At 42.3% G+C, this 15,244-nt stretch carries 14 protein-coding genes; 4 read left to right on the top strand and 10 right to left on the bottom strand.

The features are described 5' to 3' along the window. Nucleotides 1-230 precede the first annotated feature (230 nt). A complete protein-coding gene (locus tag CUU66_RS17610; protein ID WP_101644571.1) occupies nt 231-746 on the top strand; it encodes a YfiT family bacillithiol transferase in 516 nt (171 codons plus the stop codon). Between the two features lie 95 nt (nt 747-841). Continuing rightward, nucleotides 842-1,294, top strand: a complete 453-nt coding sequence (locus CUU66_RS17615) for an OsmC family protein (protein ID WP_101644572.1) — start codon at nt 842-844, stop codon at nt 1,292-1,294. 42 nt (nt 1,295-1,336) lie between these two features. On the opposite strand, the gene CUU66_RS17620 is transcribed toward CUU66_RS17615, so the two are convergent. Both CUU66_RS17620 and CUU66_RS17625 read right to left on the bottom strand, forming a co-directional pair. Next, nucleotides 1,337-1,936, bottom strand: a complete 600-nt coding sequence (locus tag CUU66_RS17620) for a histidine phosphatase family protein (RefSeq protein WP_101644575.1) — start codon at nt 1,934-1,936, stop codon at nt 1,337-1,339. A gap of 34 nt (nt 1,937-1,970) precedes the next feature. Beyond that, a complete protein-coding gene (locus tag CUU66_RS17625) occupies nt 1,971-2,531 on the bottom strand; it encodes a cysteine hydrolase family protein (protein WP_101644577.1) in 561 nt (186 codons plus the stop codon). A gap of 131 nt (nt 2,532-2,662) precedes the next feature. On the opposite strand from CUU66_RS17625, the gene CUU66_RS17630 reads away from it, so the two are divergent. Continuing rightward, the gene (locus CUU66_RS17630) at nt 2,663-3,100 is read left to right on the top strand and encodes an Lrp/AsnC family transcriptional regulator (protein ID WP_101644580.1); all 438 of its coding nucleotides are present in this window, start codon (nt 2,663-2,665) and stop codon (nt 3,098-3,100) included. Between the two features lie 49 nt (nt 3,101-3,149). On the opposite strand, the gene CUU66_RS17635 is transcribed toward CUU66_RS17630, so the two are convergent. After that, on the bottom strand, nt 3,150-4,361 hold the full coding sequence (locus CUU66_RS17635) for a hypothetical protein (protein ID WP_101644583.1): 1,212 nt from the start codon (nt 4,359-4,361) through the stop codon (nt 3,150-3,152). Continuing rightward, nucleotides 4,333-5,640 (bottom strand): hypothetical protein, encoded by a 1,308-nt coding sequence (locus tag CUU66_RS17640; protein ID WP_101644586.1) that lies wholly within the window; start codon nt 5,638-5,640, stop codon nt 4,333-4,335. Before CUU66_RS17640 ends, CUU66_RS17635 begins: the two co-directional genes overlap by 29 nt. 710 nt (nt 5,641-6,350) lie before the next feature. Here CUU66_RS17640 and CUU66_RS17645 point away from each other — a divergent pair. Continuing rightward, nucleotides 6,351-6,860, top strand: coding sequence for a hypothetical protein (locus CUU66_RS17645; protein WP_142383745.1), 510 nt, complete (start codon nt 6,351-6,353; stop codon nt 6,858-6,860). Between the two features lie 48 nt (nt 6,861-6,908). On the opposite strand, the gene CUU66_RS17650 is transcribed toward CUU66_RS17645, so the two are convergent. The 6 genes from CUU66_RS17650 to CUU66_RS17675 all read right to left on the bottom strand — a co-directional run bounded on the left by CUU66_RS17650 (nt 6,909) and on the right by CUU66_RS17675 (nt 14,863). After that, the gene (locus CUU66_RS17650; protein WP_101644591.1) at nt 6,909-7,736 is read right to left on the bottom strand and encodes a carbohydrate ABC transporter permease; all 828 of its coding nucleotides are present in this window, start codon (nt 7,734-7,736) and stop codon (nt 6,909-6,911) included. A gap of 23 nt (nt 7,737-7,759) precedes the next feature. Next, nucleotides 7,760-8,659 carry a carbohydrate ABC transporter permease gene (locus CUU66_RS17655; protein WP_101644593.1) on the bottom strand — a complete coding sequence of 300 codons (900 nt, stop codon included), beginning with the start codon at nt 8,657-8,659 and terminating at the stop codon, nt 7,760-7,762. Nucleotides 8,660-8,798: 139 nt separating this feature from the next. Beyond that, a complete protein-coding gene (locus CUU66_RS17660; protein WP_101644595.1) occupies nt 8,799-10,061 on the bottom strand; it encodes an ABC transporter substrate-binding protein in 1,263 nt (420 codons plus the stop codon). 466 nt (nt 10,062-10,527) lie between these two features. Further along, entirely contained in the window at nt 10,528-12,627 is a 2,100-nt protein-coding gene (locus CUU66_RS17665) for an amylo-alpha-1,6-glucosidase (protein WP_101644597.1), read from the bottom strand. Nucleotides 12,628-12,699: 72 nt separating this feature from the next. Then, nucleotides 12,700-13,719 (bottom strand): LacI family DNA-binding transcriptional regulator, encoded by a 1,020-nt coding sequence (locus CUU66_RS17670; protein WP_101644599.1) that lies wholly within the window; start codon nt 13,717-13,719, stop codon nt 12,700-12,702. Nucleotides 13,720-13,927: 208 nt separating this feature from the next. Further along, entirely contained in the window at nt 13,928-14,863 is a 936-nt protein-coding gene (locus CUU66_RS17675; protein ID WP_101644601.1) for a hypothetical protein, read from the bottom strand. Nucleotides 14,864-15,244 lie beyond the last annotated feature (381 nt).

Here is a 15,244-nt window from a genome sequence, read left to right on the forward strand (position 1 = left end):
CTCCTCGGCTTCGCCTGTGGGGTCTCACCTGTCCCGCTGCTCCCGCAGGAGTCTCGCACCTTACGTTCCAATCACCCTTTAATCAATAGGGTAGGATCACATAACTATTAAAAAACAACAATCTTTTAGAAAAGAGCCTTTTAATGATGCAGCCTGGTTCATTCAGTCACTGTCTTGTTTCTAAAAAATTTTCAGTTAATGAATAGAGCGTCTTTAGGGGAGAGTTGAGTATGGAAGATCAAAAATATCCAATAGGAAGATTTGTAGTTCCACATGTTATTTCAGAAGAGCAGAAGGATGCCTGGATTTATGACATCGCCGCTGCCCCAGGGAGAATGAAAGAAGCCCTGAAAGGATTATCACAGGAACAGCTCGATAAACCTTATAGAGAAGGCGGCTGGACGGCCCGGCAGGTGGTGCATCATCTTGCTGACAGCCACATGAATGCCTTTATCCGATTCAAGCTCAGCCTAACGGAAGATTTCCCGACCATTAAGCCATACAGCGAAGGTGACTGGGCTTTAATGCCCGATTCGATTTCCACAGACATCCACGCATCTCTTCAGATCCTTGAAGGATTGCATAAACGCTGGGAAGTACTGCTCAAATCCCTATCCCTGGAAGATCTCAAAAGACGAAAATTCATTCATCCAGAGCTCCAGACCACACTGGACCTATACACAACCCTGGCCCTCTACTCCTGGCACTCGCGGCACCACACCGCCCATATCAACTCCATTAAGTAGGGGACTGTCCCCATTTCCCACAAGCCTGCTCACTTTATTTGGAGGGTTGTTTAGTGCTATGATTACTCTTAATTGTTGTGTTAGGAGGATTAGTGATGGCATTACATTCTTTTCATTTAAAGGCCGTGTGGCCAGGGCTCCGCAATGATGTGGGGGAGATTGAGGCAGGTAATTTGAAGACGAAGATATCCATTCCGCCTGAGATGGATGGGCCGGGAGTTGGCACAAATCCTGATGAAATGCTGCTCGGAGCAGCTGCAACCTGCTATATTATTACGCTTGCTGCGATGATGCAGCGAAGCAATTTAGATAAAGAAGATCTTACGATGGAGTCTGAAGGAATCGTTGACGTAACCTCCGGGGTCATCACATACAAAAAGATCATCCACCGCCCGCGCATCGTCCTGAAGCGGGACGCCAGCGAGAAAGACCATGAACTGGCGCTAAAACTGGCAAAAAAGGCAGAAGTTTCGTGCATGATTTCACGGGCTGTTGCCGGGAACGTAGCAATTGAGCTCGAGCCTGAAGTTACAAACTTATCCTCTTAAAAAAGAGAGAGCCGGCCCAATATTCGGGCCAGCTCTCTTTTCTTATCTTCGAAGATGTTCCGTAGAATTCATAAAATGAACGATTCGCTGAGTGCCTCTATCCTCTAAAAGATGGATACCTGTATCTCCTGTTAATACATAGTGTTCAACGTTAAATGGGAGCCTGAAAAATGCCTGCATCATCCGGCTGATCGCTCCGCCATGGGATACAATCGCAAGCGTCCCATACCCGTTATCGGCAAGTATACGGGAAAACGCTCCCTCGATACGTGCCCGAAACTCAATTTCCGTCTCTCCCTCTGGTACACATTCATGCATTTTATAACCGCCCTCGGGAGCCGGATAGCGTTCTTCAACTTCATCATATTTAAGTCCAGCGAGCGCGCCGTTATTATGTTCCATCAACTCCCCGCGCAATTCCACATCGAGATTAAGCGCCTCACCGATAATTCCAGCCGTTTCAGCAGCCCTCTTCAACGTACTGCTGTAAAGCTTATCAATCTTATAGTTTTCTTTTAGGAAAGCTGCTAATTTATGAACCTGCCACCTTCCGTTTTCCGTTAAGCTGAAGTCGGCTCTTCCCTCATGAACATGCAGCAGGTCCGCCTCCGATTCTCCATGCCTGATCAATAGTAATTTCATAGAACCTCCCCGGGGACAGTCCCCCATTTCCCGATTATTTCCCGGCTAAAATGTCTTCAGTGCTTACTATTTCTGCAAATTCCTTATGGATCGTAGCAAGTGAGAGGTTATGTACCTCTTCTGCCTTATAAAGAACTCCGTTATGCCCGACAATATCAAAGGCGGCAGATGCATCCGAAACTACATAAGTCGTAAATCCTAAGTTTGCGCTCATTCTCGCTGTTGTAGAAACACAATGCGGTGTAATTAAGCCCGTTATAACCAGTGTATCTATGTGATTCTTTCGTAAATATTCCTCTAGTCCGGTGCCGATAAAGCCGCTGTTCACATTCTTTTGAAATACAGCTTCACCATCTAGTGGAAGAACAAGCTCTTTTATTTCGCAGCCTTCATGGCCAGGGAATAATGGAGAGCGGGGATTACGCGATAAGTGCTGAGTATGAATAACAGGAAGTCCTCGTGTCCTCCAATGATTCAAAAGGCTAAAGATATTCTCTTCAGCTTGGGGGTTGTTCCGGGCTCCCCATTTTTCTGAATCAAACCCTTTTTGTACATCAATAATAAGTAAAGCAGAATTTTTTCCAAATGCAACCATTATTTATCTCCCCTTTTCTTAAATCTATCTTTATTTTATTCAACCATTTGCTAAATTTCCTTCTCATAAAAAAGGTATTTAGTACTGCAAACGTTTCATATAAAATAAAAAATATAGAGGGGGGTTTTCATTTGAAAATCGACGAAATTGATAAACATATTTTACGGTGTCTGGTTGCAAATTCACGGCTTTCAATCCGTGAATTATCAAAGCAGGTGAATTTGTCCGCGCCTTCTGTAGCAGAGCGGGTGCGAAGGCTTGAGGAAGAGGGCGTCATAGAAGGCTATACGGCAAAATTGAACTACAGCACTTTAGGCTATTCCATCCGTGCCATCATTCAGGTTACGACCCGGCACGGGATGTGTGAGGAATTCCGAAGACTGATGAGGATTCACCCTAATGCGGAGTGGTGCTACAGAATGGCAGGTCCTGCTGATTACATTGTGATGCTTACGGTGCAGAAACTTGAAGAAATTGAAAAAGTGATTGATGAAATCAGCGGTCTTGCCCAGACAACCACTCATATAGTTTTATCTAAGGTTCAAATGGAATCCTCCATTCTTGGATGATGAAGATACCCCCTTTCTATGAAAGGGGGTATCTTTCCATAAACTCGGGTTAAGCTCCTTTACTTTCCTGCCTTCCCGTTTCCAACTCTTTTCTCGCCAGATAAAGTGAGCTTTTTTCCACGAGTTCGAACAGTCCATCTTCAAATGGTATATTTAAAAAGCTGAATATAGGTTCCATTTTTTCTAAAGGATCCATCTCGCAAATGTTGTTAAACTGCTCTTTCGAAAAATCACAAAAACCATGTCCGCTGACGCCTGCATGCCGGAGTTTTAGGATTTCCTGGAACTCTTCCTTACTGAACAAGCGATAAAGCTCTATGAAATATTGATCAACCTGGTTTCTTTCACTTTTCTTTTCAAGCCTCTTTACGTGTTTCTCCAATGTGCGCAAATAACTATGAAAATGTCTTGTCACACGCTCCTTGTCTGGGAAGTCGAGTTTAAAATAGGCTTCCTTCCTATAAACAAACGAATGTCCGGGCTTGTCCCAATCGATGTCCCAGCCTAACGCAAACAGCAGAAGCTCCTCTGCAAGCCGATAATATAAAACGACAAAGTCGATTAACTTATTTTCTTCAAACAATCTGGCCGCTGAGTTGTGCAGGTAAGAGATAAACGCTTTCTGATCCCGGTTCCGCAAATTCTTCATTCTGACGGCATAATCAATGAGCTCATCATCTTCATCCATTTCCCTAAGTGTCTCGATTAATAAGTCGAAATAATCTTCCTGGCCGTCTGCCACGGCAAGGTCAAGACTCTTAAGCCTTTCACCGAAAATAAGCATTTTGGTAAGCTCGGGGCTTTGAAAGCTGTTGTATACTAGCTTTCCTGCCGAATGATAGTTTCTTTTGCAAATTAAATCATGAAGGCGGGCATATAAATCCTGTATCTTGTCCTCTGCCGTAAATCCGGGAACAATCTCACTTCCTTTTATAAAATAGGACGATTTCCCATACCGCTCAAGAAGGATCTGCATAAAAATCATCTGGTAAATGTCCGGAGTCTCACCGAGTCTTAGATACATTTTATCTTTTTCTCCTACCTGGTCCGCCAGAATCTGCTCTATCTCTTTTTCAGCATTCTCCAATTCGTTTGATAGCCGATGAACTTTATAATCACCAATAGAAGCAGGAATGTCCGGCTGTGCCTCAGATTCAGGAATTAAGAGATGCAAGATAGATTTTGGTTTATTCAGTGCAGGTATCTCCTCAAGAAATGAGATATTTCGCCCTTTACAGAGGCAGAACACGTGATTTTTCATTCGACTCCTGTCCTTTCGGCTGTATGTCCAATTCTAGTTTCAGCAAATAATCAATTAAATCAGAGTAATTATCATCTATGGCCGCACCAAGGTCCCCAAGCATCATATTGGACTCCAGAAGGAACCTTCTTTTCGCACGGGAGACAGTGGTCCGCTTTGTGCCAAAGTAGGAATGCCAGAGTTCCGCTGACTTTATTTCCTCTCTTCCATGCCCGATAAAGCTCTGGTTTCTCACTTGAAGTGTATGAGCTACATTCAAGCTTTTTAGGTAAAAGTAAGCCCCAATGTAATTTTCTACATCCCCGTTTTCATATTTCTTCTCTAGTTCCTCAATCAGCTGATAAATGGATGACTTTTTGACCTGTGCTGCCGAATCCTTATCTTTTGCTCCATGTACCAAAAGAAATAGAAGGATGGCTTCACGGGCACGGTAGAATCTTGTCAGAAAGGCAGGAAGATCATCCAGTTCAATGCAAATTTCCATCTGTCTGTACAATTCTTCGATTAGTGCCAGATCCTTTTCTCTTCCTTCTTTGGAAAGGAGTTTATGAAGAATCTTCTTTGTTTCTTTTAAAACTGGTTCATCCGCTCCCAGAAGCTTTTCACACTCCTGTAAGTATTGATGAGCTTCCTTAAAGCAAAAGTTCATTCTGCTATCCATCATTTTCAGAATGAACTCCATAGACTTAGGGGCTTCAACCTTATCTTTTACTAGTTCAATAGCTCCGGCAAAGTCGTATTCCATGAGAAAACTGCGGATCTGCAGCTTCCAGGAACGATTCGAAACAACAGATCTGGAAATAGAGATTTGCGATTGTCCCTCTTTGTCAAAAAGGAAGCCATGACGGCTCCCAAGCTGTCTGACACTTTCTATGAATACTGCCTGAAAACAGTCATTATCTCCTGTACCGGTTAGCTGAATAATTGTTTCATAGGGATAAAAAAATGATATCTTATGAATCAGCATCTCTGCTTCATTCATTAAAGCCTTTAGAGAAGACTTCTTCTTTATTAAGTACATATCGGCTTTCCATTTATCTGGAAGAGCACTTTCAATCAAATCCGTAAGTTTCTGTTCCAGTTTATATCTGGCTTGTCTGCTGATCCTTCCACTGATAGGAATTACACACAGAAGTGTTTCCCCAGGGGCAGGAAGATCTGAAATCCTCGAAACAAATGAACTCAATTGGGCTTCGGCATATTTCTTTAAACCGCCCTTCGCCTCCTCTATATCCAGGCAATTCCACACAGCCAAAGGCAATAATTCATTGTCATTCATTATATACACCTCATATTGTTAAAAAACCCGCATTTTTCCTATTTGTGGTAACAAATGTATAATAGTAACTATCTTCTATGTATATACCCATAAAAATGAGTAATGTACCAGATTCCAATAATTACAATTCCTAGGGGGAGCAGACATTCTAAAGAAAATATAGATTCCTTTTTGTTCCACAGCTTTTATTTTTATGTCTTTCTTTTTGGCTCTTTTCTAAAGGATTGTTGTTTTTTTTTTAATAGTTATGTGATCCTACCCTATTGATTAACAGGTTGATTGGAACGTAAGGTGCGAGACTCCTGCGGGAGCAGCGGGTATTGTCCAGCTCCGGACTGACACCTTCGGTCATAAGCCAATCGCCATTAAAAGGCAAAATCGGCCTTTCACTGCCGCTCGTCTTATGCCGGGCTAACGCACGATGCACAGGATGTGCGAGCCAGGCGGGGCCACAGGACGTGGCCGTTCAAGCGTGGTAAGGGCGACTAAGCTTCTGTCTTCGCTATCGCTTGCCAATCAGCAAGTCTTCTTTATCAGGTGTCTGCTTTTCTTTTAGTGTCTTGCCTCTACTTTAAAAAAGATCATCATTCAGCTTTTGGATGGAACTTTTCTTGAAAAGCACCGTCCTCCGCTTTTCGATCAGGTGAGACCCCACAGGCGAAGCCGAGGAGGCTCGGGCGCCCGCCCCTAAGGTCCGCGAGCATCCTGTAGTGGAAATCAACCCCCTTGTTCAAAAACAACAATGTTTGCGAAAACAGCCTTCTTTTTCTAACTTCCCAGCATCTCCAAGTGCAAAGGCAGCTATCCTCAAAACCATTAAGCAGGAGGACAATTCCTCTGCCAGCCAAAAACACCAGATTGTCCAAATACCAGACAGTCCCTACACTCTTGTCATCTTTGATTCTCCTCACAAAATAGGGGTATTCAAAACCAAGGAGTTCCTTGGCAAATTCAGCACAACCCTGGAGACAGGATTCAATTTATATGAATCAACCTTTAAAAAAGATGCCAATTACTTTGTTAATAACAAGCTCGTTTACGGATTGACTACGATCCCTGAGGGCAGACACGCTTACGTAAATCATAAGAAAATCCACGTATTTCCCTTAGAAAAATACTTCTCTTCTAGTAGATATGCCTGGGATTATAAAAATCTGTATTTTTTTTATCTTAATGAACCCATTAAAGTCCATTCATACCAGCCCATTAGTTTCCAATAACAGCAAAAGAGCCCTGGATTAATGATCCAGGGCCTCTCAGGTGCCAAATTATTTTCCTCCCGTAAATGAAACTCCCTTTATAAAATATCGGTTAAAGAATGCATAAATCACTAATACGGGCAGTGTAAACACCATGGAAGCTGCCATAATATAATTCCAATAGCTTACAAATTGTCCCTTAAAGGTATTCAGCCCTAACGGAAGGGTGAACATCTCTGCATCAGTCATTACAATCAGCGGCCGCATAAAGTCATTCCAGGATCCCATAAAAATAAAGATTGCCTGAGCTGCCAGTGCCGGTTTTGCGAGAGGCATTACAATACGGAAGAAGGTACCGAATTTACCTAATCCATCTAGTTCAGCCGCTTCTTCCAGCTCTTTCGGGAAATTAACGAAGAACTGGCGCATCATAAAGATGTAGGTGGCGTTGATCATCGCCGGTACAATCATGCCCTGATAGGAGTTTAGCCAGCCTAATTCTTTTAGAATTAAATAGTTTGGAATCATGGTCACTTGTGCAGGAATCATTAAAACTCCTAAAATCCCTATAAATAAAGCCTTTTTACCGGGAAAGTTCAACCTTGCGAGTGCATAACCTGCCATTGAATTAAAGAGTAAATTTAAGAGGGTCACGGAGACCGCGATAAAAAGGCTATTAAACATCCATCTGGGAAATAATTCTTCCTCGATAAAGATCGTTTTATAATTGCCCAGCGTAAAATTTTTGGGAATAAAATTTATGCCTCCACTAACAATCTCTTGTAAACTCTTAAATGAAGATGATAGTGCCCATAAAAAAGGAATAATTGTTGTCAGAGCATATAAAACTAATATGGTATATAGCAGTAATTTTCCAATTCCCATTTTCTTTTTCATTGACTTTGCCTCCTTTTTTATGGCTAGTAAAGTGACTCTTCTTTAGAAAATTTACGCTGGATTAAGGTGGCAGTCAGTATAACAATAGCAAGCAGGAATGCGAGAGCTGCCGCATAACCCATGGTTCCAAGAGTTTTAAATGCATACTGATATACCAGGAGCACGACTGTCAGCGTTGAGTTGTCGGGGCCTCCTGATCCAGCGGAGAATATGTAGGATTGATCAAACAGCTGGAATGTCCCAATTAGTCCCATAATCACAACAAAGGAAGTTACAGGTCTTAGCTGAGGTACTGTAATCAGCCAAAACTTTTGAAGTGCATTAGCTCCGTCCAATTCGGCTGCCTCATAGAGGGAATCCGGTATGTCCTGCAGGGCAGCTAAATAGATGACCATAAAGAATGGTGCTGTTGACCAAATATTCATGGCCATAATAGCATTTAGCGCAATCCCCGGATCACCAAGGAAGTTGTATGTTGGCAATCCGAGAAAATCCAAAAGTTTGTTGATAAGCCCTTCTTTGTTGTACATCCACATAAAAATTAAAGTGAGCACCGCTGAAGAGGTTAAAGTTGGCAGAAAGTATACAATTCTAAAAAATGTCTGCCCTTTTAGGCCTGCATTTAAGGTAGCAGCCAGAATGAGCGCCAGGAGGGTTTGGCAAGGAACCACAATAATTACGTATTTAAAGGTATTCCATAAGGCAATTTTCGCCCTCGTATCATCCAGCAATCTCTTAAAGTTATCAAATGCAACAAAATCAAAGCTTACATTTCCAAGAAGCTGTACTTTATGAAATGAAAGAAACACAACAAAAAGAATTGGTCCAATAATAAATAACAATAAAACAACTAATGCGGGTGACATGAAAAGGAACCCTTGCCCAGCTTCACGCAGAGCTTTCTTAGAAGATTTTCCCCTCATATTCAATCAACTCCTTATGTTTAATAAAAGTGTATGCCTGTAAATTCTGTTTCTGCCGAAGTCCGAGAGGGACATAAGCAGAAACAGAACTACAGAACTGATATGGAAAGGGGGCAAAACTACCCCCTCCCATCATTCATTACTTAGATTCTATTTCACTATTCGCCTGCTTTTGAGCTTCCTTTAATGCCTTATCAAGCGGAGTTTTTCCTAGGAATGCACTCATAAATTGATTATTAAAATTATTTACAATGATTGGAAGATTAGACCCTTCTGCCCAAACAGTAGCATAGGGTGCTCCTGCAACCAGTGGACCGCGAAGTTCATCTTTGTCATATCCAAGTTTTTCAGCAACCGATTTACGGGTTGGCAGTGCATAGCCTTTGCTGGTCCATGTTTCCATGCCTTCTTTTCCTGTTAAGTAAGAAAGTAATTCCCAGGCGGCTTCTTTTTTCTCAGAAGCTGCATTCATCACATATGCAACTGTGTAGGCCATTGTAGACTTCTTGTCGCCGACAGCTGGTATTTCTGCTGTACCGTAATCAACATCTGGGAATGTATCTTTTAGGTAAGGAATCGCCCAGTTCCCTTCAATGACCATTGCGGCTTTTTGCTGTCCAAAGATCTCTCCGCCCCAGGTAACACCTACTTCTTTTGGTTCAACGGCAGATTTATCAACATTATGCATGTCAATAATCGGCTTTATCGCCTCTTCCACTTCTTTTGTTGCGAAATTAGCTTTTCCGTCTTTTACAACATCGCCGCCTTTAGATTGCGCCAGCCAGAACATACGCGCAAGCTCTGGAGCTACTCCATATCCATACACTTTGTCTTTTGTAAGCTTTTTAGCGGCTTCACGGAATTCATCCCAAGTTTTCGGCACTTCTACACCGGCATCCTGCAGCATTTTTTTGTTGTAGAATAAGGCCAGGGTGGAATAGTCTTTAGGGAAACCGTAAGTTTTCCCATCAACTTGGAAGGATTCTAGCAGAGGCTTTTCGAAATCTTCTACATCGAAATCCTTCTTAACATATTCATCAAGCGGTTCAATAACACCCGTTTCGATCAGGCCGGGTGCTTCAAAAGCGTCCAAGTAAAATACATCCGGGCCCTTGCCGCCGATTAAGCGGGTTTTCATTACATCCATATATTGTTCAGTGATGATTTCCAGTTTAACGTCGATGTTAGGATGCTTTGCCTCGAAGTCTGACAAAGTCTGTTTCAGTAATTTTTCTTCAGTAGGATTACCTCCCCAGCCAGCTAAAGAAACCTCTACCTTTTTACTTCCGTCTTTACTTCCCTCGTCCTTCGATGTTTCTTCACTGCCGCTGCAGCCTGTCAGGATGCTTGCAGCAAGAATAGATGTAATCCCTAGAGAGGCCAGCCATTTCTTCCTTTTCATTAGAAATACCCCTTTCGTTTTTGCGTTTTTTATATCTTAGCTGTGTTAAACGTGCGTATTGATTGCGCTAGCAGGCACTCGCTTTTTCGCGGGGCGGTCCGGGAGCCCGTGTGGTCTCCCTTATTAGGAAAGCGCAGGACGGTCACTTTCAAAGTATTTCTATTAAAAGAACGGTAATGAACAAACTCAATTAATAAACTGTAATTTTGAAAGCCAGACACCTCAGACATAAGACGAGCGGCAGCGAAAGGCGCTTTTTGCCTTTTGATGGCGATCGGCAGCGAAAGGCGCTTTTTGCCTTTTGATGGCGATCGGCTTATGACCGAAGGTGTCAGTCCTGGACTGGACAATACCGCATATCCCGCACGAGTTGAGGCGTAATCAACAATGAAATTTAACACAGCCTATATCTAAAGGAGATTGTTCTCCTAAAGAACCTTCTTGGCTTTACAATGAAACTTGGATGTTAACAGTCTTTGAAAATATCATAGCCTGTTGTATTTTCTAAAACGCTTACACTTAACCCTTCATCTGTTCTTGTAACGGAGACGGATACATGCCCTTCTCCGATAGAAATATGATGTACAGTCAGCTCGTTCATGCCGGACAAAAGTCTTGGGGCAATCCGAATACTCCTGTTTAAAGCATCCGGGAATAATCCGAGCAGGGTCTGAATGAATACCAGCGGTGTGCCTGCTGCCCATGCCTGGGGTGAACATGCGACTGGATACTTAACCACTTTTCCTATAGAAGAATCGTAACCGCAGTATAATTCAGGCAGTCGGTCATATTCAAAATGTCCAGCCGCTTGAATAAGTCCCTCTATGACTTTGAGAGAAGCATCCTGGCGGTTTATCTTGCTCATCCCCAGTAAAATCATGCTGTTATCATGGGGCCAGATACTTCCATCATGGTAGCTCATTGGATTATATCCTGCTTCCCCTTCACCCATCGTGCGGATTCCATATCCCGAGAACATTTTTGGTGATAGTAGCGTTTGGATGACAGCATTTATTTTTTCTGCATCAAGCATCTCGGAAAATAAAACATGACCAGGATTAGATGTAATCGATTGAACCTGCTTCTTATCTGCATCAAGCGCTATCGCATAATAACTTTCTTCTTCCATCCAGAACTCCGCATCAAAACGCTTTTTAAGTTTTTCAGCCTGCTGACGAAGAACCGCAGCGCGTTCAGCTTTATTCAATTTATCAAATAATTGAGCTATGCCCATTTTTGCCTGATACACATAGCCTTGTACTTCTGCTAAGGCAATTGGTGTTTCGGCATAATCGCCTGAGCGATGGACTACGGAATCTCCGGAATCCTTCCACCCCTGATTGGCTATTCCTTTGCTTGACTCCTGATGATATTCAACAAATAAGTCACCATCTCGGTCTCCATATTGGTCGATCCAATTTAAAGCTGCTTCGATGTTTGCTTCAAGCTCGGATGCAAGGTTTAAATCACCAGTCCATTTAACATACTCTGTGAGCAGAATCAGGAATAAAGGCGTTGCATCAATTGTGCCGTAATAAGGTGTAAATGGAATTTGCTCGGTTACTGCTAATTCCCCATAACGAATTTCGTGCATGATCTTTCCGGGCTGCTCGTCTCTCCATGGGTTAACATCCAGGCCCTGATTATGCGCCATTGTTAACAGTGTTCCTTTCGCCACTTCAGGGTTGAAAGACAGCATTTGCAAGGCCGCAATCAAACTGTCTCTCCCAAATGGAACGCCGAACCATGGCAGTCCTGCAACCGGAAATTCTCCGTAACCTACATCTGTCAGAAGCACCCTTAAATCATCAATGCCTCTGTCCACCAGCCGTTGTAACGGTTTAAAGTCGGTACTTACCTTTGTAATCTTGTTACTCCAGGCTGCATATGAATCCTGTAATTGCTGCAGGGCATCTTTCTTATTCATTACGAAAGTTCTTTTGTCTTCTCCAATTTGCGGTGCTATAACCAAAGTGACTGATTGCTCTTCTGAAGGATCCAATTGGAATTCAAACAGGATGCCGCCTGTATCCTCAATGGATGAAGCCGGTTTATCCCAGGAAACTACAGTAGCTCTATATACATCATCTGCACCCATATATGTAAATGTTAGTGAACTGCCGTCCACAATTTGTCCGGTACGCTGGCCAATGTGGCCATTTTGGAACCCGCGGACAATAAACATGTCTAAGAAATCAGCATCCATAATGACACTAAGGGTAAATTGAACTGCTTTCGGGAAATAGTTTTTAACATTGATGGTTTCATATAGCACTCCATCATATATGAAACGAGTGCGTTTTATTTCAATACTCTCCCTCCATAAAATCAAGTTCCCGTCCTTTTCCATATGAGGGTTCGTTAATAGTATTTCTGCCATATAATTTTCCGCAGCATCAGAGGATAATAAAATAGGTTCTTCTCCGTTTATTCGAATATCCAATCTGCTCAAGAACCGTGTATCCTTTGTATAAAGCCCCAGTCCATAAGGATGATTTCCAGGAATATTTCCTTTATCGTCTGTTAATAAAAATAAGTCATTTTCTTTAATAACTCTATAATCCATGAGTGCCTCCTCTGACCGAAACGTTTTGGAATTTACCAAAACGTTTCGGTTTTATTCTAAAAGACGTCTGTTTTATCTGCGTAAACAGGGGCCCGTTGTATCGCGTACCTTTAATTCTGTACCCAGTGTAATAACGTTTGGCTCCGCTCCCTCTTCTAGTGTATGTACTAGTTGTTTAGCTGCTCCGTATCCCATTTCATAAATGTTTTGGGATATCGTTGTCAGGGCTGGAGTAACATATGAAGCCAGTAAAATATCATCATAGCCAATGACTGATAATCCGTTAGGTACATCGATGGCAAGTCTCTTTGCTGCTTTCATAACTCCCAATGCCATTAAATCGCTGGCACAGAATATGGCTGTTATGTCCGGATGCTCAGTTAACAGCTCTAATGCCTTTTCTTCAGCTGCTTCTTCACTAAACTCTCCATTCACGATCCATTCATTGTGTATGGGTAAATCCGCTTCCACTAAAGCTTCTTTAAATCCTTCTAGTCTGTTTTTACTGACAAATGCAAATTCATGGCCATTCATCATTGCTATTTTTTTATGTCCGAGACCAATCAAGTGATTGACAGCTTTTTTTGCGCCCTCCACATTATCTGTGGTGATATAGCCAACCGTATTTGAGTTGATTGGGATGTCAATTAAAACACAGGGAATATTGCTCTCCACTACCTCTAGCAGATAAGGATCATCGGTCCTGATGCCTTGGATGATTACACCATCAACTCTTCGTTCTTTACAGAGCTGTGAGTAAGTTTTTTCCCGCTGTTTGGTGGATGTAGTACTGAATAAGACAAGATCATAATCCGAATCCGCTGTAAATTGGTTAATCCCTGCCAGAATTTGCAATGTAAAATTGTCTTTTACACTGGATTTAACCAGCCCGGATACTAGTAATCCAATAGTCTTTGATTTGTTCATGACCAGGCTGCGAGCATGCGTATTGGGGCTGTAATTCATTTCTTTTGATACCCTGATAATTTTTTGGCGTGTTTTCTCGTTAACATCAGAGTAACCGTTCAATGCCCTGGAGACGGTAGTGACTGAAACTCCTGTGACTCGAGCGATGTCTTTTATAGTAGTCATTAAAATTTCCTCCAGAATCCAAAACGTTTCGGAACCACTTCATTTGAATAGTAACTTATTTTGAAAACGATTACAATATTTTTTTAATAAAATTCGCATTAATTTGACTTTTGTTTTGTAATTTGCGATATTCTGTGTCTTAGTGACTTCTTCAGAAATTAAGTTAATAAAACCGGTATAGAGTACTCTCAAATACCGGTTCATCCCTTCACATGCTGTTTCTCGTCTCGATCCTTCCAAAGTCGTTCAACGTTTTAAGCATCTTGACGGTCAACTGGCCTTTCCAGTCTTTTTCTGCTATTTTCCATTCTTCCTCAAACTCCCCAAACCAGGACCAGTTTGGATTCCAGGAACCCTCTTTACTTAAGGAATCAATCTCATAGTCAAGCTGGGCGGGTATTTCCTCCTTAAATAAATCAGAGTAGGCTGAACTTGGTCCCGAAACTATTTGTAAAGGCTTAAGACCGTACCCCTGCCAGTCTTCTGCGTTATGCCCTGTAATTTCGCGGGCTGATTTTCGCAATTTACTCACTGCCGCTTCTTTCTCCTCGTCACGAAGTGTTTCCGCAAACCTCTGAAAACATAAAAAGTCATGCATCTCCATCTTAATAGTCGCGTCTTGTAATTCCTGCAGGGCTAATTTTGTAATGAAACTTAGAAAAGGCTTCGGAACCCCTTCCGAATATTCCCGAAGGTATCCGGTTATTTCTGCATTTGGATTAGCCCATGATGCATGAGTACCACAATGTCCTTTCTCCACATCATAGTTCCACCAAGGGGCGTGTGGTACAGAGTTTACAGCTTCAGGCACACCTTGCCAGCCTTTTGCCTCAGTGTCATAGCTTTCCAGCAGATATGTTACTGCTTTTTTAATCAAAGGATGTTCCGAATTCATTCGTAACTCTCTTGCATATTGAAGACCTATAGTAGTTGCCATTGGGGAGGATATAGCCAGGCGGAAATCTGGTTCAATTGACTGCCCAAATCCGCCATCTTCATTCTGAAATTCCCCTAACTCTTTTATCACCTTTTCCGCACTTCCGTTTTCAAAATAATATTCAAATAAGCTCACATCCAGCCGCCGGGCATTTGCTTTGATAAAGGCTGAAGCTTTCTCAAATTGATTACGGGTCAGCATGTTCATGTCGCCATTATCTCCTTTTTTATAAATATCCTACATAATAATTCGGCAGAATCCAGCCTTTACCTTTTTATTTAAGGCTCTTTTCTAAAAGATTGTTGTTTTTTATAAGTTCTGTGAACCTACCCTATTGTTAAACAGGTTGATTGGAACGTAAGGTGCGAGACTCCTGCGGGAGCAGCGGGACAGGTGAGACCCCACAGGCGAAGCCGAGGAGGCTCAGCGACCGCCCCGCGGAAAGCGAGCATCCTGTAGTGGAAATCACCCCCTTATTCAATAACAACAAAGTTTGCGAAAACAGCCTTATTTAAATAAAAATCAGTAAGATATTTTCATGTTGTCCATAGAGGGCTGGATTCGAAGTTCTGTATGTGACGCACGTGG

The sequence above is a fragment of the Peribacillus deserti genome (genome assembly GCF_002863585.1).
In the GTDB taxonomy this organism is placed as follows: Bacteria; Bacillota; Bacilli; order Bacillales; family DSM-1321; genus Paraperibacillus; species Paraperibacillus deserti_A.